Origin of the sequence: Streptomyces spectabilis, from assembly GCF_008704795.1 — a bacterium.
Lineage (GTDB): Bacteria > Actinomycetota > Actinomycetes > Streptomycetales > Streptomycetaceae > Streptomyces > Streptomyces spectabilis.
Window position 1 is genome coordinate 9,108,453 of the sequence record NZ_CP023690.1, and the last position, 22,394, is coordinate 9,130,846.

Consider the following 22,394-nt stretch of genomic DNA (forward strand, 5'->3'; position numbering starts at 1 on the left):
ATTGAGCACCGCACGCGTGTCCTCGTCCTCGGCCGGTCCGCTCGACCTGACGAGCGCCCAGCTGGGCATCTGGAACGCCCAGCGCCTCGAACCGGATTCGCCGTACTACGTGGTCGGCGACGTCGTCGAGATATCCGGCGACGCCCCGGTCGACGTGGACGCCCTGGTCGAAGCGGTCCGCGCCACCACCGAGGAGGCCGAGACGCTGCGGCTGCGGGTGCGCGAGACGCCGGACGGACCGCGCCAGTCGGTCAGCGACGAGCCGGTCCCCGCACCCGAGGTGGTCGACGTCAGCGGTGCGGCCGACCCCGCCGCCGCGGCGGCCGCGCTCGTCGACGCCGAGCGCGCGCGGGCGGGCGAGACATGTCGAGGCATGGTAGAACGAACGCTCTATTCACGCACGGTCATCAAACTGTCCGACCGCGAGGTCTGGTACACCCAGCTCGGCCACCACCTGATCTTCGACGGCTACACCGCCGCGATGCTCGCCCGGCGCACCGCCGCCCGCTACACCGCCCTCGTGCGCGGCACCGAGCCGCCGAGGTCGACCTTCGGCTCCTTCCCCGAACTCGTCGCCGCCGACCGGGCCTACCGCGACAGCGACCGGGCCGCCGAGGACCGCGCCTACTGGGTCGAGCGCTTCACCCCGCTGCCCGACCTCGGCGACGTCGACACCGCCGCGGGGCCGCCCGAGCGCACCCTGACCGCCCGCGCCGTCGTCCCGGCCGGCCAGGTGGCCCGGCTGCGCGCGTTCGCCGACGAGGCGGGCGTCACCTGGGGCGAGGCGCTGATCGCCGGATACGCGGCGTTCCTGCACCGCATGCTGGGCCGCACCGACGTGGTGTTCGCCCTGCCGCTGATGTGCCGCACCGGCTCGACCGAACTGCGCACCCCCGCCATGGCGGTGAACGTCCTGCCGCTCCGCGTGGCCGTGCACCCCGGCGACGGCCTCGGCGAGCTGAGCCGCCGGGTCGCGGCCGCCATGAAGGAGATGCGCGACCACCAGCGGTACCGCGGCGAGGACCTGCCCCGCGACCTCGGCGTGCCCGGCGCGGGCGCGCTCCTGCACGGCCGCGGCATCAACCTCAAGGCGTTCGACCTCACCCTCGACTTCGCCGGGTCCACCGGAGTGATGCGCAACGTCGCGGGCGGCCCGCCGGAGGACATGGGCCTGAGCGTCCTGCCGACCCGCGACGGCGGCCTGCTGTTCGGCTTCGAGGTCGACGCCCGCACCAACGACCAGGCCGCGGTCGACGCCAAGCTGACCGGCCTGCGGGCCCTGCTCGCCGGGCTCACCGACGGCCTGCCCGTGGGCCGGATCGCCCTGACCGACGACGCGGACCGGCTCCTCGCGGACTGGGCACCGCCCGCCCTGCCCGGCACCCCCGTCGACGTACCCACCGCGTTCGCCGCGATGGCCGCCGCGGACCCCGCGGGCACCGCCCTGGTGTACGGCGCCGAACGCCTCTGCGCCGGGGACCTGGCGGGCCGGGTGCACCGCGTCGCCCGCGCGCTGCGGGCCCGCGGCATCGGACCCGACGACCTCGTGGCCCTCGCCCTGCCGCGCTCCGCGGACCTGGTGGTCGCGCTGCTCGCGGTCCTCGACGCGGGCGCCGCCTTCCAGCCGCTCGACGCCGCGCACCCGGCCGAGCGGCTGCGCGAGCTGATCGACGACACCCGCCCCGCGCTCGTCCTCACCGACGGCACGCTCGACGGACTGCCGTGGACGACCCTGCTCGACGAGGCCGCCGCGCTGTCCGACGCGCCGCTGCGGGACGACGAGTTGGCCGCTCCCCGCCACCCCGAGCACCTCGCCTACGTGATCCACACCTCCGGGTCGACCGGCCGCCCCAAGGGCGTCCTCGGCCGGGTCGGCGGCCTCGCCGCGCTCCTGCACCACCAGCGGGCCACGGTCATCGCCGAGGCCGAGGGCGCCACGCGCAGGCGGCTGCGCGTCGCCCACACCTACTCGTTCGCCTTCGACTCCGCCTTCGACCACCTGGTGTGGCTCCTGTGCGGCCACGAACTGCACGTCTACGACGCCGAGACGGCGCGCGACGCCGACGCCCTGCTCGCCGCGTACGCCCGCGACGGCATCGACGTCGTGGACACCACGCCGTCCATGGCCGCGCCGCTGATCGAGGGCGGCCTGCTCGACCTGCGCCCGGCGCTCCTCGTCCTGGGCGGCGAGGCCACCCCGCCCGCGCTGTGGCGCAAGGTCGCCGCGTCGGGGATCACCGCGCGCAACATCTACGGGCCCACCGAGGCCACCGTGGACGCCACCACCGCGCGGATCACCGGCGACGAGCCCACCATCGGCCACCCGCTGGCGGGCACCCGCGTCCTCCTGCTCGACCACGCCCTGCAGCCCGTACCGCACGGCACCGCCGGCGAGCTGTACCTGGCAGGACCCCACCTGGCCCGCGGCTACCTCGGCAGGCCCGGGGCGAGCGCCGAGCGCTTCGTCGCCGACCCGTTCGGCGCGCCCGGCCAGCGCATGTACCGCACCGGCGACCAGGCCCGCTGGGTGCCCGGACGCGGCCTCGAATACCTCGGCCGAGGCGACGGCCAGATCAAGATCCGCGGCCACCGGGTGGAGACCGGCGAGGTCGAGGCCGCGCTCGGCGCGGTGCCCGGCGTCACCGCGGCCGCCGCCACGGTGCGCTCGTCCCGCCTGATCGGCTACGTCGTGGCCGCCTCGGTCACCGGTGACGCCGTGCGCGCCCACCTGGCCGAGCGGCTGCCCGAGCACATGGTGCCCGCGGCCGTGGTGGTCCTCGACGAACTGCCCGTGACGCCCAACGGCAAGCTCGACCGCGCCGCCCTGCCCGCGCCCGCGGCCACCGGCGGCGGCCGGGAGCCGCGCACCGAGCGGGAGCGGCTGCTGTGCGCCGTACTCGCCGAGGTGTTCGACGTCGAACGGGTCGGCGTGGACGACGACTTCTTCGCCCTCGGCGGCGACAGCATCACCGCCATCACCGTCAGCAGCCGACTCCGGGCCAAGGGCTTCGAGCTGCGCCCGCGCGACCTGCTGGCCCGCCGCAGCTTCGCCGCCCTGGCCGCGTCCGCCGACGCGGTCGACGACGACACCCGGGTCACGGACGACCCGACCGGGCCGGTGCCCGCGCCGCCGATCGTGCGCGGCCTGCTCGACCCGCACCCCGACGTGGACACCGTCGCCGGATACGCCCAGTGGACCGCCCTCCGCGTCGAAGAGCTCACCCACGGAGACCTGGCCAAGGGCGTCCAGACCGTCCTCGACCACCACGACGCGCTGCGCCTGCGCGTGGACGACGGCCTGGAGGTGCTGCCCCGCGGGGCGGTGCGCGCCGTCGTCAACGAGGTGCACGGCGAGGACGTGACCGCGCTCGCCGAGCACCTCGCCGGTGAACTCGACCCGCGCTCGGGCGACTTGCTGCGCGCCACCCTGGTGAGGACCGGCGACGGCACCCCCGACCGCCTGGTCGTCGTCGTGCACCACCTCGCCATGGACGGCGTCTCCTGGCGCGTCCTGCTGCCCGACCTGCACACGGCCTGCACCGGCGGCACCCTCGCCCCGGCCGGCGCGTCCTGGCGGCGCCACGCCACGCTCCTCGCCGAGCAGGGCACCTCCGGCGCGCGACGCGGCGAACTCGACCACTGGCGCGCCGCGCTCGACTCCGCGCCCCGCCTCGGCGCCCGCCCCCTGGACCAGACGCGGGACACCGTCGCCACCGCCCACCGCTCGGTCACCGTGGCCTCGCCGGAGGTCACGGAGGCGCTCCTGACCACCCTGCCCGCGGCCTACCGCGCCGGGGTCGACGAGGTCCTGCTCGCCGCGCTCGTCCTCGCCCTGCGGAACCGGGGCGTCGGCGGCGACGCCGTCACCGTCACGATGGAGGGCCACGGCCGCGAACACCTCGATCTGGCCCGCACCGTCGGCTGGTTCACCAGCGAGTACCCGGTGCGCGTCCCCGCGTCCGGCGACGCGGGACGGCTCCTGCGCGCGGCCAAGGAGGCCCGGCGCTCCGTCCCCGACGGCGGCGTCGGCTACGGCGTCCTGCGCCACCTCGACCCGCAGGCGGGCCCCGAACTCGCGGCCACGCCGCCGCCGGACGTGCTCCTGAACTACCTGGGCCGCTTCGCCCCGCTGACCGCGCCGGGCTGGCGCCTGCCGGAGCGGGACGCCTTCGCGGTCACCGAACCCGACGACAAGGCGCTGGAACAGGTCCTCGCCCTCAACTGCTTCGTCCACGAGGAGGGCGCGCCCCGCCTCGCCGTCGAGTGGACGGCCGCGACCGAGGTCCTCCCCGCCGACGCCGTGAAGGACCTCCAGACGGCCTGGGCCGCCGCGCTCGCCGCCCTCGCCGCCCACGCGCGCACGACCCCCGGCGGGCTCACCCCCTCCGACCTGCCCCTGGTCGACCTCGACCAGGACGCCATCGACGCCCTCGAACGCACCGGCCGCGTCGCCGACGTCCTGCCCGCGACCCCGCTGCAACTCGGCCTGTCCTTCCACACGCTGGTCCGCGAACAGCAGGACACCGACGTCTACGTGGTCCAGGCCGTGACGACTCTGGTCGGCGACCTTGACCCGGACCGGATGGCGGCGGCCGCCCGCGAGCTGCTGCGCCGCCACCCCGCGCTGCGGGTGTACCTGGGCACGGCAGGGGACGACGTGGTGCAGGTGATCCCCGCCGACGTCGCCCTGGACTGGCGGCAGGACGACGACTTCGACACCGCCGTCCGCACCGAGCTCCAGCGCCCCTTCGACCCGGCGAACCCGCCGCTGATCCGCTTCCTGCTGTCCCGCGTCGGCCCGCACGAGCACAAGCTGGTGATCACCAACCACCACGCCCTGCTCGACGGCTGGTCGATGCCGCTGGTCGGCCGCACCCTGCTCGCCCTCTACGCCGAACTGGGCGGCGGCCCCGCCGCTCCCACCGCCCCGCCCCTGTCGGAGTACTTCCGCTGGCTCGCCGGGCGGGACCACCAGGCGTCCCTGGCCGCGTGGCGCGAGGCCCTGGACGGAGTCGACGACGCGACGCGCCTCGCCCCCGCGAGCACCGTCACCGGCGTCGAGCGGCCCGGCCGCGTGACCGTCGACCTCGGCCGGGAGTTCAGCGACCGCCTGCGCGCCTTCGCCCGCGCACAGGGAATCACCCTGACCACCGTGCTCCAGACGGCCTGGGGCCTGCTGCTCGGCAGGCTCACCGGGCGCCGCGACGTCGTGTTCGGCTGCCCGGTGTCCGGGCGGCCCGCCGAGGTCGACGGCGTGGAGTCGATGATCGGCCAGCTCGGCACCACCATCCCGGTGCGCGTGGCGCACCCCCAGGACCGCACCGCGCGGGACCTCATGGCGGACGTACACGCCCAGAGCGTGGCCCTCGCCGACCACCACCACGTCGGCCTGCCCGGAATCCAGCGGGCGGTGGGCGTCGGCGAACTGTTCGACACCATGCTGGTGATGGAGAACTTCCCGCTCTCCAGCCGCAAGCGCACCCCGCTCGCCCCCGGCCTCGACCTGACCGGCGTGGACATCACCGACGCCACGCACTACGCGCTCACCGTGATCGTGATCCCCGACGACGCGATCACCATCGGCCTCGGCTACCAGCCGAGCGCCTTCGCCGAGACGACCGTGCGCGACTACGGCCGCTGGCTGCACAACCTCCTGCGGGAGATCGTCGCCGACCCGGCACGGCCCGCGGTCCGGCTGCCCGCGCTCGACCCCGAGGAGCGGCAGCGGATGCTGCGCACCGGCACCGAGGTCGTCCCCGCCAAGGCCCGCGGCCACTGGCTGGAGGAGTTCGCCGCCTGGGTGCGCCACAAGCCCGACGCCGAGGCCCTGGTCTGCCGCGACCGCAGCCTCAGCTACGCCGAGCTCGACCGCGAGGCCAACCGCCTCGCCCACGCGCTGATCGCGCGCGGCGTACGGCCTCAGGACCCGGTGGCGGTCCTGCTCGGGCGCGACATCGAGATGACCGTGGCCCTGTTCGGCGTGGCCAAGGCGGGCGCCGTGTACGTCCCCCTGGACCCGAGCTACCCGCGCGAGCGCCTGGCGTTCATGCTCGACGACATCGCCCCGGCCGCCGCCGTGACGACCGGCGCCGAACTGCCCGCCGAGAGCGACATCCCGGTCCTGCGGCTCGACGACGCGGCCACGCTCGCCGCCGCCCCCGGCACCGACCCGGCCGAGGCGCGCTCCCGCCTCACCGACGACGCGCTCGCCTACGTCATCTACACCTCCGGCACCACCGGCCGCCCCAAGGGCGTCGGCGTCACTCACCGCGGCGTGCCCGACCTGATCGCCCTCCAGGAGGAGGTCGTCGGCGTCACCGAGCACGACCGGTATCTGCACTTCGCGTCGACCAGCTTCGACGTCGCGTTCTGGCAGACCATGGTGCCGCTGCTGTCCGGCGGCACCTCCGTGATCGCCCCCGAGGAGGTCCGCGTCCCCGGCGACGAACTCCTCGACTACATCGTCGAGCACCGGGTCACCGGGGTGAACCTGCTGCCGTCGTTCCTGGCCGCGATGCCCGACGACCGCACCGTCGACCCCGACGTGTTCTTCGTCGTCGGCGCCGAGCGCCTCGACCCTGAGCTGGCCCGGCGCTGGGGCACGGGCCGCAAGGCGCTGTTCAACGCCTACGGCCCCACCGAAGTCACCATCAACTCCGTGACCTGGACCTACGAACCGGACGACCCCGGCCCGCTGCCGATCGGCCGCCCCGACCCCAACGTCCGCGCCTACGTCCTCGACGGCGGGCTCCAGCCCGTCGGCGCCGGCGTCACCGGCGAGCTGTACCTGGGCGGGCCCAGCGTGGCCCGCGGCTACCTCGGCCGCCCCGGTCTGACCTCCGAGAGGTTCGTCGCCGACCCGTTCGCCGCGCCGGGGGAGCGCATGTACCGCACGGGCGACCTCGTGCGCTGGCGGCCGGACGGACAGCTGGTGTTCCTCGGCCGCGTCGACCACCAGGTCAAGGTCCGCGGCTTCCGCGTCGAGCTGGGCGAGATCGAGTCCACGCTGACCCGCCACCCCGCCGTGCGCGCCAGCGCGGTGATCGTGCGCGAGGACCGGCTCGTCGGCTACGTCATCCCCACCGACGGAGCGGACCTGGACACCGCGGAGCTCCGCGCGTACCTGGCGGGCGAACTGCCCGACCACATGGTGCCGACGGCGTTCGTGGAGCTCGACCGCCTGCCGCTGAGCCCCAGCGGCAAGCTCGACGCCGCCGCCCTTCCCGCCCCCGAGATCGCGGCCGCCGCGCGCCGCGCACCGGCCACCGAGGCCGAAGCCGTGCTCCTCCGCGTGTTCCAGGACGTCCTCGGCACCGACGACATCGGACCCGACGACGCCTTCTTCGCCATCGGCGGCGACAGCATCGTGTCGCTGCAAGTGGTCTCGCGCGCCCGCCGCAAGGGCCTCGGCCTGACCGCGCGGGACGTGTTCGAGGGCGAGACGGTCGCCGGGATCGCCGCGCGCGCCCGCGCCCTGGACGGCGGCGCGGGCCCCGTGACCGGCGACGCCCCGCTGACCCCGATCATGCGGGACCTGCTGCGCCGCGCGGGCACCGCCGCCGACGGCTTCTGCCAGTGGGTGGAGATCTGCGTCCCCGCGGGCGGCGACGAGACGACCTGGCGCTCCGCGCTCGACGCGCTCCTGGCCCGGCACGACGTACTGCGGGCCCACCTGGTGGACGACGCCCTGCGCGTCCCCGAGGCCGGAGCCGTCACCGCCGCCGACGTCCTCACCCGCGTACGGGCGGACGACGAAGAGCCGCGTGCCCTGGTCGACTCCCACGTCGCCGCGGTCCGCGCGGCGATGGACCCGCGCACCGGACCCCTCCTGCGCGCGCTGTGGGTGGACCGCGGACCCGAACGGCCCGGCAGGCTCGTCCTGATCGCCCACCACCTGGTCGTCGACGGCGTGTCCTGGCGCGTCCTCCTCGACGACGTGCAGCACGCCTACACCGGCGGCGCCCTCGCCCGGCACGGCCAGTCGTTCGTCGGCTGGGCCCGCACGCTGCGCGAGGCCGACCGGCGGGCCGAACTGCCGCACTGGCAGGGCATGACCGCCACTCGGGCGCTCACCGGGCCGCTCGACCCCGCCCGGGACACCGTGGCCACCGCGGCGCACCACGAGATCCGGCTCGACGCCGACACGACCCGCGCCCTGATCACGACCCTGCCCGCCGCGTACCGCAGCACGCCGGACGCCGTGCTCCTGACCGCGCTCGCCCAGGCGGTCCACGCCTGGCGCGGCACCCCGGAGGTCCTGGTCGCCCTGGAGAGCCACGGCCGTCCCACGTCGGTCGACCTGTCGCAGACGGTCGGCTGGTTCACCGCCGTGCACCCCGTACGCCTCGACGCGCGCGACGACGTGCGGGCCGTCAGGGAACGGCTGCGCGCCCAGGGCGACGGCCTCGGCCACGGCATCCTCGCCGCGGCCGGGCTGCTCGACCCGGTGGCACCGGAAGTCGCCTGGAACTACCTCGGCCAGTTCCCCGGCGCCCCGACCGCGGAGACGCCGTGGCAGCCCGCCCCCGACGCCGACCCGCTCGGCTCCGGAGGCACCGACGAACTGCCCCTGCCGCACAGCCTGATGGTCAACGCCCTGGTGCGCGACGACGCGCTCGGGGTGCGGATCACCTGGCCGTCCGCGCTGTTCACCGCCGCCGAGATCGAGGACCTCGCCGGGCACCTCCGGGCCGCGCTGCTGCGCACCGCCGCCGCACCGGAGATCAGCGGGCTCGACGGGGACCGGCCGATCGCCGAGGTGCAGCCGCTCACCCCGCTGCAGGAGGTGATGCTGCGCCACGCGCGCACCGAGCGCCCCGACCCCTACACCGTGCAGTCGACGTTCACGCTCGCCGGTGAGCTCGACGTCGACGCCCTGCGCGTCGCGGGCGAGGGCCTCCTCGCCCGGCACCCGAACCTGGGCGCCGTGTTCCCCGCGGGCCTCGCGGTGATCCCGGAGTCGCCGCGGCCGGACTTCCGGGTGACCGACGGGCCCGCGGAGGAGGCCTTGGCGGCCGATCTGGCCGAGCCCTTCGACCTGGCCGAAGGACCGCTCGTCCGGCTGACCGTGATCCGCCGCGGCCCCGAACGCGCCGACCTGGTCCTGACCACCCATCACGTGCTCTCCGACGGCTGGTCGGCGCCGCGCATCCTGACCGAGCTGTTCGCCCTCTACGCCGCCCGTGTCCGGGGCGAGGAGCCGGACCTGCCCGCTCCCGTACCGTTCGGCGACTATCTGCGCTGGCGCGCCGACCACGAGCCCGACCTCGACGTCTGGGCCGCGGAACTGGACGGCCTGCCCGAGGGCGACCACGTGCACAGCGGCGAGCCGGGGCCCACGTGGCAGGAGCCCGCGCTCATCGCGTTCGAGGCGCCCCTGGTGGCCGACCTCGCCCGGCTCGCCGCACGCCGCGGCCTGACCCAGAACACCCTGGTGCAGGGCGCGTGGGCGGTCCTCCTCGCCCGGCGCTCCGGGCGCGCGGACGTCTGCTTCGGCGCCATGGTCGCCTGCCGTCCCCCGGAGCTCGAAGGGGCCGAGGAGATCATCGGTCTGCTCGCCAACACCGTGCCCGTCCGCGCACGGCTCGACGGCACGCTCGCCGAGGCGCTCACCGACCTCCAGGCCCGGCAGCGGGCCCTGGTCGAGCACCAGCACGTCGCCCTGACCGACCTGGAGCGGCTGACCGGGCGCCACCGGCTCTTCGACAGCCTCGTGGTGTTCGAGAACTACCCGGTCGACCCCGACCGGCTGCGCGAACCCGCCCCCGGGCTCACCGTCGTCGGCACCCGCTTCCGCGAGGCCACCCACCACCCGGTGACCTTGACCGTCATGCCGGACGGCGACGGCTGGACCGGCGTGCTCGCCCACCGGGCCGGAGTGGACGTCGACGGGCTCGCCGACGAACTCCTCGACCTGCTCCGCACCCTGGGCGCCCACCTCGACGACGACGTACGCGATCTGCTGGAGCGCCGATGAGCGAGAAGGTCGTACCGCCGCCCGCGAAGGTCGACGCGGAACTGCTGCGCATCGCGTTCATCCTGGTCCTCGGCACCTTCATGGCCACGGTCGACGCCACGATCGTCAGCGTCGGCATCGACACCCTGTCCGCGGAGTTCGGCGCCTCGGTCACCGAGATCCAGTGGGTCTCCACCGCCTATCTGCTGGCGGTGGTGGCCGCGGTGCCCGCGTCCGGCTGGCTGGCGGGACGGTTCGGCGGCCGCCGGACCTGGCTCGCCGCCGTGGGCGTGTTCCTGCTCGGCTCCGCGCTGTGCGCGCTCGCCTGGTCGGCGACCAGCCTGATCGTGTTCCGGGTGATCCAGGGCCTCGGCGGCGGGATGCTGCCCGCGACCGGGCAGGCCCTGCTCGCCCGGATCGCGGGCCGCGAGCGCACCGGGCGGGTGATCAGCGTCGTCTCGGTCGTACCGCTCCTGTCGCCGGTGCTCGGCCCGCTGGTCGGCGGCTCCATCCTCGGCGTGTCGTCCTGGCCGTGGCTGTTCCTGGTGAACCTGCCGATCGGCGCGGCCGCGATGCTCCTCGCGCGCCGCTACGTGCCCGAGGTGCCGCCGTCCCCCCGGCGGACGGCGTTCGACCTGCGGGGCGCCGTCCTCCTGTCGCCCGGACTCGCCATCCTCGTCTACGGTCTCACCGAGGTCGCCCACGGCCGCACCCTCCCGGCCGCGCTGGGCGTCACGGCGGGCCTGGCGATGCTCGTGGCGTTCACGGTGCACGGGCTGCGCACCAGCCGGACACCGCTGGTCGACCCGCGGCTGTTCACCCGGCCGCCGTTCGGCGCCGCCGCGCTCGCCCTGCTCGTCCTGGGCGCTTCGGTGTTCGGCACGATGTTCCTGCTGCCGCTGTACTTCCAGACGGGCCGCGGCCTGTCGGCGTGGGAGGCCGGGCTGCTGCTCGCCCCCCAGGGCCTGGGCGCGGCGGCCGGTTCGGTCCTGGTCAACCGCACCATCGACAAGGTCGCGCCCCGGACCCTGGTGGTCTCCGGCATCGCGCTGATCGTCGTCGGCACGGTCCCGTTCACCCAACTCGGCCATGAGCCACCGGACATCGTGATCGCCGCGGCGCTCACCGTGCGGGGTGTCGGCATGGCCATGATCGGCGCACCGGTGATGAACATCGTCTACAGCCGCATCGAGCCCGAACACCTTCCGCGCGCCTCCGGAGCCCTCAACCTGCTCAACACGGTGGGCGGTTCCCTCGGCACCGCCGTCCTCGCCGTGGTCCTGCAGAACCGGCTCTCCGCGCGCGACGCCGACGTCTCCTGGGCGTTCGGCGACACCTTCTGGTGGGTCCTCGGCTTCTGCCTGTTCGCGGCCGCCGGGGCGACACGACTACCGCGGACCCAGGCCAGGAAGCCGTAGGACGCTCCCGGCCCCCGGCCGGGCCCGCCCCCCGCGAGCTGTTTCTTACGTGCTTTTGCCGTAGCTCTGCCGTCGCTGTGAAGCGCGCCCTGCACCGTAGTGCTCGCACCCGGGGGACACCGGGCGATCCCGGAGCCCGAGGGGCCCGAGGCAGAGGAGAGGGCGATGACGTACAAGAACAAGGCGCGGCGCGCGGGCCTGGCGGTGGGCGTGCTGGCGGTGCTGGCCTCGGTGCTGCCCACCGCGGCCGCGACGGCCACCACCGCCGCGCCGGCGAGCGCGGCCGCGGTGCCCTCCGGCTGGTGCCCTTCCGTGCCCGGGCACGAGGTCGACTGCGGCCAGGAGAAGCGCCCGCTCGTGGCGGGCAAGCCGCAGCTCGGCGCCGTCAAGGTGAGCTACGCGGTGGTGCGCCACCGCGCGCCGGGCCCCGCCAAGGGCACCGTCGCCCTGAATCCGGGCGGCCCGGGCGAGACCCTGATCGACAAGGCCAAGGAGGTCACCTGGGCCCTGGAGGGGCTGCTGAAGGACCACGACGTCCTGCTCGTCGACCCGCGCGGCACCGGCAAGTCGGAGCGCGTCCCGTGCGGCGTCACCGACGCCGAGTACCGGTTCGGCACCCGCGCCCAGCAGCGGGCCGCCGTGGAGCGGTGCGGCAAGAACCTCGGGCCGAAGGCCGCGGGCTTCACCTCGGCGGCCACCGCCGACGACATCGACGCCATCCGCGCCCGTCTCAAGGTGCGCAAGCTCAGCCTCTACGGCCTGTCGTACGGCACCTATCTGATGCCGGTCTACGCCTCCCGGCACCCGGAGAGCGTACGCAACATCGTCCTCTCGGGGGCCTACCCCCTCGCGCTCGACACCATGGCGCGGCCCAGCGCGCAAGCGGTCTCGCTGACCCTGCGCCGGGTGTGCGAGCGCAGCGTGCCGGTGGCGTGCGACGGCGAGCAGACCGTGCGGGACCTGGCCACCACGGCCGCGCGCCTGCGCGCCGAGCCGCTGACGATCCCGATAGCCACCGGCCACGGCGTCTACAAGAAGAAGTTCACCGAGGACAAGCTCGCCAACCTGCTGTTCGAGGCGGCGAGCAGCGGGGTCGGCTTCGAGCCGGACAAGCCCTCGCTGCTCGGCCAACTGCCGCACGCCCTGAACCGGTTCGTGAAGGGTGACACCGCGCCGCTGCGCGAGCTGGTGCGGGCGGAGGGCGAGTCGGGCAGCGAGCTGGACCAGGCCCCCTACATCGCGGTCGTCTGCAACGACTACCGCAGGGACTGGTCGAAGGACGCGTCGCGGTCCGAGCGGTGGCGCCAGTACCGCGCCGCCCTCGCGGCGGTGCGCCCCGGTGAGCACGGCGCGTTCAGCGCCAAGGGCTTCACCGAGGGCACCACGGACGCGGGCGACGTGTGCATCGGCTGGCCGGGCAAGGACACCCCGAACCCCCAGCCCACGAAGCCGAAGCTGCCGAACGTACCGGTCCTCGTCCTGTCCGGCGACCTCGACTCCAACACCCCCGACGCCAGCGGGAAGAAGGCCGCCGGGCAGTTCCGCGACAGCCGCTTCCACTCGGTCCGCAACATGGGCCACGTGCCCGAGCTTGAGCTGAGCCGCTGCGTGGCGGGCGTCTCCTCGCGCTTCATCCGCGCCAACGACCCGGGTGACACCTCCTGTCTGCGGTCCCTCCCGCCGATCGCGGTCACTCCGGTACGCCGCTGACCCCGGCCCCCGAGGGCCCGCCCGGCCAGCAGGCGTGGAAGGCGAAGCGGAGATGCCCCTCGGGGGTGAGGTGCAGCGCGAGGTCGTGTTCGTCGACCTCGCGCTGCCCGTACGTGTGGCGCGGGACCGGCAGCGGCTGCTCCTGGTCGGCGGGCGACGCGGGCAGCCAGGCGGGCTGACCGGTCGGGCTGGTGCCCGCGAAGTCGGTGATGGTCAGGGTGACCCCGTCGGGATCGGTGTGCACCCACAGGCGGCAGCGCGGCCGCTCGCTGTGGCCCGCCACGTAGTCGGCGCCGAGCCGGGCCACCTCCGCCGCGCGCCGCGCGAGCACCGGTGGGGCGCCGATCGCGGTGAGCAGGCACTGGGCGGCCTCGCCCAGGAGCATCTGGGTGCGGGGCGCGCGACCGACCTCGACGGCGAGGCACAGCCTCGGCAGCCGGGCGCCCCGGGCGCGGGTCAGGTCCACAGGGCGGTGGACGGCGGTCGGCATACCAGCCCTCCAGCTATGTGCCAGAAGAGAGGCCATGAGGGAGCGCTCACCCACTCGCTCGCGGCCCGACGGCTACAGCGATGGCCGGGGTCTGGGACCACGAGGAACGTACGGCGTGCGGCGGACGGAGCCTAGAACGACCTCGGCCAACCTGTGCCGACCAGGGACGACACCGTCCGGGATACGTACGACGGACGACCCGGCCCACCGTGAATCGAATGAACTTTCGCCATGGGGGAGCGGCTCTGCTCGCAGACGACGGCACCGGGGCCGGGCATCACTCCGCGCGCCGCCGCGGCCCCGGCGAGCCGACGAGGGTGAACGCGGCCCAGATCTCCGGGGCCCGCCACTTGCGACGCGTCGTCAGCACCGCGCGCCGCAGCGCCTCGGCGGGGTCGCCGGTCAGCGCCAGCTCCTGGTGGAAGCAGACCAGGGCGTCATGGGTGGGCTCCTCGGGCACCTCCCAGAGCGTGGCGAGGACCGTGGAGACACCGGACATGAGGAAGGTGCGGGCCAGGCCGAGCACGCCGTCGGCGGTCACCAGGCCCTGGCCGGTCGCGCAGCACCCCAGGACGGCGATCCTGGCCCGGGTCGGGGTGCTGGCCAGCAGGGTGCTGGTGAGCTGCCCGTGCTCGTCGCCCGCGGGGGTCAGCGCGATGCAGCCGGGGAGCTGGTCGAGCCGCAGCCGTGCGTCGAGCACGGCGTGGCAGGAGAAGTGCAGCAGATCCGCCGAGCCCATCCGGTCGAGCACGGCCGGTACGGTCGCCGCGGGGCCCGCCAGGGCGGAACCTCCGTGGACGCGCGCCACGGCCCGCGCCGTCTCCAGCGTCAGGGGCAGGTCGGACAGCGGCAGCAGGCGCCCGTCCGGGGTCGGCACCACCGCGTCCCGGACGCCGCCCACCACGAGTGGGCCTGACGTCCCGGGCTCCCGTTCGCCGTCGCGCCACACGTCGTCGTGCGCGATCAGCTCCAGGGCGTGCAGGGAGGGCACCAGGGTGAGGGAGCACCGGCTGATGAGCGGTTCCCCCGAGCCGACGGGCAGCGCGGCGAAGGGCACCGACCACAGGCCGCGCTGCGGCACGATGACCAGCCGCGCCGTCGGCCCCTCGGGCAGCAGCCGCGCGACCTTCCCCAGGAGCACCTCGGCCCACCCCGCCATGAGCGCGGCATCGCCGACCTGGCTCTCCAACTGCCGTACGGCGTCCAGGAGATCCACCGGAGGCGACTCGTCCAAGCGCTCGTCGTCGGTCACTTCGCGCTGCACCTCGTGGTGGATGCCCCCGTCGGGAGCCACCACCCACATGTGGATCTCCCGCAGCCGGGGGGCCTGGCCGCTGACGGCCTCGATCTCGAAGTGAGGGGCGTACACCAGCAGCGTCGCTCCCAATCGGCGGGCCAGCCGCCGCATCCGCTCGCTGCCGGGCGGCTCCGCCGGCACCTGGGCCCGAGCGGGGCGGGCGGCGCGGATGCGCTCGCTCAGCGGGCCGGAGCGGCCCCGCTCGGCGGCCTCCAGGGCCCCGGTCACGTCCTCGACGCCGAGCCGCAGCTCCTGGGCGACCTGGGTGAGGGCCGTGGCATGCACGTCGAAGAGGCCGACCGAACCGGCCTCGTCGCTCGCCGCCCGCAGCAGGGGCGCCCACAACTCCTCGGCCCGCCGCGCGTGGTGACGGGCCGAGGGCAGGTCCCCGGCGCCCAGGAACGCGTGCGCCAGATTGAGGTGCCCGGTCGCCATCCCCCGGTGATCGGCGATGCGCCGCTTCAGCTCGAGGGCGCTCTCCAGATCCGCGACGGCCTCCGCGGGCCGGCCTCCTTGAAGGCGTATGCCCGCCCGGAGGTTGAGCGCGACGGCACGCTGCCGCGGCTGTCCCGGGGGCAGAGCGGCGAGCAGCGCGTCGGCCATGGCCACCGCTTCCTCGTGCCGGCCCGCCCGGCTGAGCACCTCAAGCCTCGTCACCTGCGCCTGCTGGGCGAGCAGCGGGATGTGCCGGGCCGCGGCCCAGGCCCGCCGCATGGCCTCTTCGGCCTCGTCGGTGTGCCCCGCCCGGCTGAGGGCCAGCGCCCGGTTGCCCTCGACCTCGGCCACCACGAGGTCGTCATCGTCGGACCGCATCCAACCACGGGCGGTCTCGGCCCACTCAAGGGCTCGCTCACGGTGCCCGACCCCGTTCGCCGCCAGGCTCAGCTGGCTCGCGGCGAGGGCCGCCCTGGGAGCGCTGTCCAGCTCCCGCGCGACCTCGAAGGCCTGCTGCTGCACCTGCTCCGCGTCCCCGAAGCGCCCGGCATGGGCGAGGGCGCTGCCCAGGTTGCTCAACAGCGACCAGCGCAGCTCCCGGCCCGTCTCGTCAGCGGGCTCACCAAGGGCCACCAGCGCCTCCCGGAACGCCTCGGCCGCCTCGACGAGCCGCCCGATCTGCGCGACCGCCTCCCCGTACTTTCCGAGGGCGGTGGCCCGGTCCTCGGGGCTGCCGTGGTCGGCGGCCCACGCGCGGTAGTCGAGGGCGCGCCGCTCCGCCTCGTCCAGGAGCCCTGCCATCATGCAGGCGGTGACCAGGGGTTCGAGCACCTTGGGCAGTTCGTCGTCGAGGCCTTCGGCGGTGAGCGCCTCCAGCGCGAGCGTGAGGTCGTCCCGGGCGGCCTGCCAGCGCCCTTCGCGCGCCGCCTTCACCCCGTCGACGCGCTTGACCTCGGCCCGCAGCCGTCGCCGGATCCCCATGCCGTGCTCCCCCCTCGTCCCCATGTCCCGTCCCGCGTACGCGGCTCGCACCGCTGCTCCGCTTCTCGTACGCCGCTCGTGCTCACGTCCCGTTCCGCGTCCGTCGCCGTCGGCCCAGCACGTCGGCCGAGGCCGCCACCACCGCACCGGCCCCGGCGCCCACCAGCGACCACCCGGCCTGTTGCGCACCGCCCTCGGTGCCCTCGGCCACCAGGGTCGCGGCGACCCACCCCACCGACGCGCCCACGGCTCCCAGGAGTACGTGGTGCAGCACGGCGTAGGAGCCCGTACGCACGGTGGAGCGCGACCAGGCGATCACGGTCACGGGAAGCGTCAGGGCGAGCGCCGCGAGCAGGGCGATCACCGGCGCCCGCACCGGGCCGGGCATCGGCACGCGATGGCCGAAGGCCTGCACGGCGGCGAGACCCATCAACAAGGCGCCGATGAAGGAGGTCTGCAACAGCGTCAGACGCTGCCGGTGATCGGCCAGGTGCAGGTCGGTCGCCGCCAGGGCCTCGCGGGACACCTCGGCCGATGCCTCGATGGTCGCCTGGAGGTACTCCAACTCGTCGTCGACGTCCTGCCGCAGCCGCTCCCCGAGCAGCAGGTCACCGGCGAACGGGCCCGCGTCCGCGAGCCCGGCGTCCGGCGCCGGATCGCACTCCCCGGGCACGGACGCGACCAGGTTGGCGCGGGCGATCTCCACCGTGCGGCGCAGCATCCGCAGCCTCGACGCCGCCACGATCAGCCCCTGTGCGTCGGTCCTCAACGCGACCAGGACGACACGGGCGTCGAGGACCTCGCGCAGGGCGGGCCGGTCCCCGCCGAGCAGCCGCGCGGTGACCTCCGACGCCCGCCGCACCGCCTCATCGGCGCGGTCGCGCAGCTCCCCGTGACGGCTGCCGTCGAGCACCGCCCGCTCGTACCGCAGCTTCGCCGCGTGCAGCGCGTAGCGCGTCAAGGGGGCGAGCCGGTCCCGGGCGTGCCAGGCGAAGGCGTCCAACTGGCGTTCTCGCGCGACGGGGGCGAGCGCCACGAGCCGCCTCCGGACCGCCGGGGCGACGGCCCCGGGCACCTCCCAGAGCGCGAAGCCCTGCCGGGTGCGGTGCGGCGCGCCGGGGCGGTGCCCCGGAAACAGACCACCCACCTCACCGGCCACCGCCGGCACCACGGCACCACCCCGGTCCGCCGTGAACAACGCGCCCGCACTGAGCCCGAGCAGCACGTGAACGGAGCCGAGACTCCCCGGACAGGCCCACGACACCGCCCCCTCAAGGGAGTCCCAGCCGCTCTCCTGCTCCGGAGCCAGCAGGAGCGTGACCCCGACGACGTCATGCGTTTGGTACAGCAGCGCCTGGTGCAGCCCGCCGCCCGTCCGCTGTCGCGCCGCCAGGACGCGGTAGCCGGGCGCGGGCCCGCCGATCCCCGGCACCTCGTCGAGCAGGGCCTCGCCGGGCACGGCCGCGTGCAACCCCAGTCGGCCGCAGTCGTCCCAGACGCGCTGCACCTGCGGGGCCCGCGCGCCCAGACCCGCGCGGCCCACCCCGTAGAAGACATGGAGCAGAAGCGCCCGACGCACGACGGCGCTCACGCGCCGCCCCCGTCCCGGTCGTCCCCGCCTTCCGCCCGGGAAGTCGGCCAGTCGGACCTCGACCGGCTCAAGATCTCCGTGATCAGCACGTTGGACCGCTCGTGCACCTCGGCAGGCGCCGGGACGAGGGGGTCGTCCTCGTGACGCGTGGCCACGAGACGCGGCCCGGCCAGGGCGAGGCGGGCCGCCGCGAGCCGCAACCGCTCACCGTCACCGGCCCGCCACGACTGCCCCACGGCCTCGACGGCCGCCACCACGGCGCGCCACCGCGTCGCGGGCATCGACCACTCGACGATCCGCCCCAGCGCCGACGCCGCCTGCCGCGCCGCCTCTTCGAAGTCGTTTCCCGCCGCCGTCTCAGCCACGCTGCCCCCCAGCCGCGTACCACCACCCAGGAACGGAAGCCGATTGTCTTCGACGGCACGCGGCCCGTACACCGCTTCGGCGAAACCTGTGCCGCGAGGGCGGGACGTGGTCGCGTGGGCGGGAAGCGTTTCCCGCCCGTGGCTTCGGGAACCCGGACGGCACATCGCGGGGAGCCGGGACGGCTGCCTGACGGCGGTTCCGTCGCTCCGCCGATCGTCTTCCAACCACCCGACGCAGAGAGAAGTTGAAGCGCCGTGACCGCGCGCACCGGTAAGAGGGAAGTCCTGCGCCTGTACGAGACCGGCTGGGCGAAGGCCCGCCGCCTGCGCGGCAGGGGTGTGCGCACGTGCCTCGCGCCCGTGCCCGACGGCAGCGCTCAGCTCGCACCGCCCGTGGACCCTGACGGGAACGTCGTACGGGGTGAGGACTGAGCGGCTGCCACGGCCGTCGGCTCGATGCGCGTCGCTCAGCCGGCCCGCTCCGGCGTCGGGTGCGGCCGTACCGCCGGTTCGAGCAGCGACAGTGTCCGCTCCTCTGCGTCGAGGGCGGCACGGACACCGACCGGCATCGGCAGGTTCGGGCCCGCGTGTCCGGTCTCGACGTTGCCCAGGACCGGGATGTCGCGGTCACCGAGGACGTCGAGGACGATCTCGGCCAGGGTCGGGGAACCGTCGGGCGAGTCGAGCCCGTCGATTGCCTCCGGAACGCCCACGACCATGCCGGCGATCCGATCGAGAATGCCGCTGTGCCGCAGTATCTGCAGGTAGTTCCACACGTGTGATGCGTGGCCGCCCAGCTCCTCCCAGAACAGCACCGCGCCGTCGAAGCGTTCGAGCGGAAGCGCGAAGGGTGTCGCCTGCGCCAGCACGATGCGGTTGATGACCCCGCCGATCAGCGGGCCTTCGGCGCGCCCGGTACGCCAGCATTCCCACGACGGGCCCGTGGGCAGCGCGCCGATCGCCTCCGTGCCGGTCAGCAGCGTCGAGTAGAGCTTCCTCAGTTCTTCCCTGTGAGCGGCAGACGCCCGCTGCCAGTACCCGCCGAGACCGGGTGTGGCCAGGTCGGCATGGAATCCGACCAGGCCCGTGCGCGCGTAGAGCACCAGGTGCAGCAGTGAGATGTCGCTGTAACCGAGGATCGGCTTGGGGTCGGCCCTGATCGCGTCGAAGTCGATCAGGTCGAGGTACCCGAACACCGTATGGCCACCGTCGTGCGCGACGATCGCGCGCACCTCGGGATCACGCAGCAGACCGTTGAACTCCTTGGCGATCTCGTCCGGCCGCGCCGCGCTCCACCAGCGGTGCCGTCCGGCTTCGAGGAGCGGCGCGAGGCGCACCCGGAATCCCATCCGCTCGATCTCGGCCACTGCCCGTTCGAGATCGGGCGCGTATCCGGCAGCGAGCGGCCCGGACAGCGCCGCGACGACGACGAGGTCTCCGGGCACGAGGGCGCGAGGGCGCAGCAGTTGAGGCAGTGCGGTACGGGTCACCGAGGTAGTGTCCCGACCCCCGTAACAGCACGCCACTCATTAACCGATCGGCCGACTGGCCGGCCACAGGGAGTGTTTCTTCCCATCTCGACCCGCCGAATTCGCCCGGGCGAGGCGGAGTACCGTGACAGCGCGGCGGACGGCGCCCTCGGGCGGACGCAACTCTCCGATGCCCGCTCGCGCAGGTGCATCGGCCGGGAAGAGGTCTGGTGCCTGAACTGCGTGACCCTCGCGCGGCTCCGTGCACATCGAGTGCCGGCGCGCCAGGACCCGCCCCCTCGGCCCCCGCGCCGGGGGCAGGCGCGGGAGCCCACCGGTCGCCAAGGGGGGCGGACGGCCGGCTCCCCTCAGGCTAGGTCCATCCCGGCGTCACGGACCCCAACTGGTCCACACCAATTTGAGAACACGGCACGAGGGCGAACGATCTCGGCTCTGCCCACCATGACGGGCGTCGGAGGCGCCTCACCGGGCACGCTGCCGAGACCCTGGCCCGACCCGTCACCCGGCCCCTCGGACGACCCCGCCTTGACACCCCCTGCCCCCACAAGTAGGTCTCCCTCAAGCCGATTTCGCCCCGGCGGGGCCGGCCGCGGGGTGGGGTCGGGTGGCGGGCGGTGGAAGGGCGCGTCCATGAGTTGTTGGCCTCCCTGTTCGGAATGGTGTGACTGTGTCGAGGGCGAGTGCCGACCGGCGCCGTACAAGCCCAATGCCGTGCGGATCCGTACGGCGGACGGCCGTCTGTTGGGGACCGTCGACGGGCCGACCGCCTACTCCGGGTACCTCGGCCCGACGGCGGGGGCGCCGGGGACGTGGGAGACGTTCCTGATCGACCGGCCGACGAGCTGGCCCGTGCGCAGTGGGGACGAGATGGTGCTGCGGGCCGTCGACGGCACGTGGCGGCCGCTGCCGGACGTCCTGGTCCGGGTCGACCACGGCGTGCTGGTGCTTCCCCGGCGGAGCAAGAAGGACCCCCAGCTGGTCACGTACCAGTTCGGCGGGCGCGACCGCGCGCTGCTGGTGTCGTCGCCGTTGCAGGCTGGGTTTCCGGCCTACACGCCCGGAGACCCGAGGGAGCGGACGTTCACGATCTCCGGGATGACGGGCGGCAGCCCCACCCCCTTCGGCACGCCGATCAAGTCCGGCGACCAGGTGAGGTTCAGCTTCGCCACCCGCAACCAGGCCCGGCCGGAGCGGTTCTGGCGGCTGCGCGACGACGCGAGCCCCCGCCGCGTCGACGGCGACGCCGAACCCGGTGGCCCGGCGGCGACCTCGTTCACCATCGAGTTCAACGAGGTACGGCCCGGCCTCGGCTGGCGCCCGCCCCTGGATGCCGCGTGCCGCCGCTGCGCGCGCGTCACCGCCGTCGTCACCCGCCGCGGCACCGGCGCACCGGTCGCGGACGCCCAAGTCACCGCGCTGCCGCCGAGCGTGCCCTTCGCCGGGGACACGCGGCCCGCGCCGACCGACGGCCGCGCCGGGCTGACCGCGTCCGTCGACGGCGCCGTCCGCGACCGCGTGCCCGCTGGGCCGATCGAGCTGCGGGCCACGGCGAACCGCTTCCAGACCGCGACCGTCACCGACACCGTCCCCGACCGAGGCGCCGTCGAGGTGCGGATCCCGATGGACTGCACGACGGTCACCGGACGCGTCCTCGACTCGGCAGGCACCCCCATGTCTGGCGAATGGGTGTACGTCACGGATGTTCAGGGCGGCCCGATCCTCGACCTCGACGGCGATCCGTACCAGACCAGGACGGACGTCGAAGCGCGCTTCTCGTTCGCCTGCGTCCCGCACGGGCAGATCAAGCTCTCCACCGACCACGACCCCAGCGCCGACCGGATCGTGACCGTCGGTTCCCGGGGCGACCACGTCGAGCTGGTCGTCCAGCGCGCCTCCGCCACCGTCGTCGTGCGCGTGGTCGACGCCGACAACGCCGACCAGCCGCTCGACGGCGCCCACGTCCGGCTCACCGTCGGCGGCGCGGCCCGCACCGCCACCACCGGCGGCTCGCCGCCGGAGGCGACCTTCCTCCTCGTCCGGCCCGCCGGGGCCGCCACCGTACGGGCGTCGACGACCGGCTACCTGCCGAGCAGCGTCCCCGCGACCGTCCCGGCGTCCGGAACCGTGACCGTCACCGTCAGGCTCCACCGCGACGAGTCCGTCCAGACACCCATGGCGTACGTGCTGCAACTCGACCGGGGTCCCTTGCCGCGCGACCTGGACCTGCACTGCTCCGGCCCCACCGGCGGCGAGGGACGCTTCCACTGCCTGTTCAACGACGCGCGGCCCGTCCCCTTCGCCCGCCTCGACGTCGACGAGCGCGGGGGCGCCGGACCCGAGCGCATCACCATCACGCCGGTCGCCGGGGCGTTTGTACCGGGCGAGTACCGCTGCTGGATCGACAACTTCTCCGGCGAGCAGACCCTCGCCCACTCCGGTGCCTCGCTGTCGCTGCTCAGCGTCGACGCCGCCTCGCTGCCCACGAGCCGGGGCCGCTGGGCCGTCGCCGACGTCCCCGGTGAGCCCGGCAGGCTCTGGTACGTCCTGCGGTTCACCCTCGACGAGCGGGGCGGCCTCACCGCCGACCCCGTCATGGCCTACCGGTCCGGGAGCTGGGACACCGCCCTTTAGAAGTGCGAGAGACACACGAGTGGGGGACCGA

Annotated in this window: 10 protein-coding genes; 5 read left to right on the forward strand and 5 right to left on the reverse strand. The window is 74.7% G+C overall.

The window, feature by feature from the left end:
• Nucleotide 1 precedes the first annotated feature (1 nt).
• The 3 genes from CP982_RS38705 (at nucleotide 2) to CP982_RS38715 (ending at nucleotide 13,083) form a co-directional block, all read left to right on the forward strand.
• Nucleotides 2-9,976 (forward strand): non-ribosomal peptide synthetase, encoded by a 9,975-nt coding sequence (locus CP982_RS38705; RefSeq protein ID WP_150514763.1) that lies wholly within the window; start codon nucleotides 2-4, stop codon nucleotides 9,974-9,976.
• A complete protein-coding gene (locus tag CP982_RS38710; RefSeq protein WP_150514764.1) occupies nucleotides 9,973-11,373 on the forward strand; it encodes an MDR family MFS transporter in 1,401 nt (466 codons plus the stop codon). The genes CP982_RS38705 and CP982_RS38710 overlap by 4 nt, the downstream gene beginning before the upstream one ends.
• Before the next feature lie 165 nt (nucleotides 11,374-11,538).
• On the forward strand, nucleotides 11,539-13,083 hold the full coding sequence (locus CP982_RS38715; RefSeq protein WP_150514765.1) for an alpha/beta fold hydrolase: 1,545 nt from the start codon (nucleotides 11,539-11,541) through the stop codon (nucleotides 13,081-13,083).
• On the opposite strand, the gene CP982_RS38720 is transcribed toward CP982_RS38715, so the two are convergent.
• The 4 genes from CP982_RS38720 to CP982_RS38735 all read right to left on the reverse strand — a co-directional run bounded on the left by CP982_RS38720 (nucleotide 13,064) and on the right by CP982_RS38735 (nucleotide 18,242).
• Entirely contained in the window at nucleotides 13,064-13,573 is a 510-nt protein-coding gene (locus tag CP982_RS38720) for a hypothetical protein (protein ID WP_150514766.1), read from the reverse strand. The genes CP982_RS38715 and CP982_RS38720 overlap by 20 nt on opposite strands.
• 277 nt (nucleotides 13,574-13,850) lie before the next feature.
• Entirely contained in the window at nucleotides 13,851-16,286 is a 2,436-nt protein-coding gene (locus CP982_RS38725) for a CHAT domain-containing protein (protein WP_150514767.1), read from the reverse strand.
• A gap of 82 nt (nucleotides 16,287-16,368) precedes the next feature.
• Nucleotides 16,369-17,877 carry a CATRA conflict system CASPASE/TPR repeat-associated protein gene (locus CP982_RS38730; protein WP_150514768.1) on the reverse strand — a complete coding sequence of 503 codons (1,509 nt, stop codon included), beginning with the start codon at nucleotides 17,875-17,877 and terminating at the stop codon, nucleotides 16,369-16,371.
• Nucleotides 17,874-18,242 carry a CATRA system-associated protein gene (locus CP982_RS38735; protein ID WP_150514769.1) on the reverse strand — a complete coding sequence of 123 codons (369 nt, stop codon included), beginning with the start codon at nucleotides 18,240-18,242 and terminating at the stop codon, nucleotides 17,874-17,876. The genes CP982_RS38730 and CP982_RS38735 overlap by 4 nt, the downstream gene beginning before the upstream one ends.
• Nucleotides 18,243-18,497: 255 nt before the next feature.
• On the opposite strand from CP982_RS38735, the gene CP982_RS42000 reads away from it, so the two are divergent.
• A complete protein-coding gene (locus CP982_RS42000; protein WP_170316588.1) occupies nucleotides 18,498-18,674 on the forward strand; it encodes a hypothetical protein in 177 nt (58 codons plus the stop codon).
• Nucleotides 18,675-18,709: 35 nt separating this feature from the next.
• Here the strand turns inward: CP982_RS42000 and CP982_RS38740 are convergent, their stop codons facing one another.
• The gene (locus CP982_RS38740) at nucleotides 18,710-19,732 is read right to left on the reverse strand and encodes a S66 peptidase family protein (protein ID WP_150514770.1); all 1,023 of its coding nucleotides are present in this window, start codon (nucleotides 19,730-19,732) and stop codon (nucleotides 18,710-18,712) included.
• 711 nt (nucleotides 19,733-20,443) lie between these two features.
• Between CP982_RS38740 and CP982_RS42005 the strand changes: the two genes are divergently transcribed.
• A complete protein-coding gene (locus tag CP982_RS42005) occupies nucleotides 20,444-22,363 on the forward strand; it encodes a carboxypeptidase-like regulatory domain-containing protein (RefSeq protein ID WP_170316589.1) in 1,920 nt (639 codons plus the stop codon).
• Nucleotides 22,364-22,394 lie beyond the last annotated feature (31 nt).